This is a genomic window from Halioglobus sp. HI00S01 (genome assembly GCF_001635445.1).
GTDB lineage: Bacteria > Pseudomonadota > Gammaproteobacteria > Pseudomonadales > Halieaceae > Halioglobus > Halioglobus japonicus.
The window spans coordinates 1-220 of sequence record NZ_LWEE01000041.1 but is presented as its reverse complement, the minus strand read 5'-3'; the positions used below and the strand labels follow the sequence as shown (position 1 = coordinate 220).

The 220-nt window shown below is 58.6% G+C and carries 1 protein-coding gene; it reads left to right on the top strand.

The window, feature by feature from the left end:
- Positions 1–220: hypothetical protein (locus tag A3709_RS07860; protein WP_156507612.1), on the top strand; the 220-nt coding region annotated here is incomplete at both ends.

The following is a 220-nucleotide window of genomic DNA, read 5'->3' as shown; positions in this document are numbered from 1 at the left end:
GTGCGCCTACCTTGAAACCTGGCACATGGACATTGAGGAATTCGTCGAGCTGCGCAAGAACACCGGCGACGATCGCCGCCGCACCCACGACATGAATACCGCCAACTGGATTCCTGACCTGTTTATGAAGCGGGTGTTCAACGACGAGGACTGGACCCTGTTCTCACCCAGCGATGTACCCGACCTGCACGACCTGTACGGCAAGGCCTTCGAAGAGCGC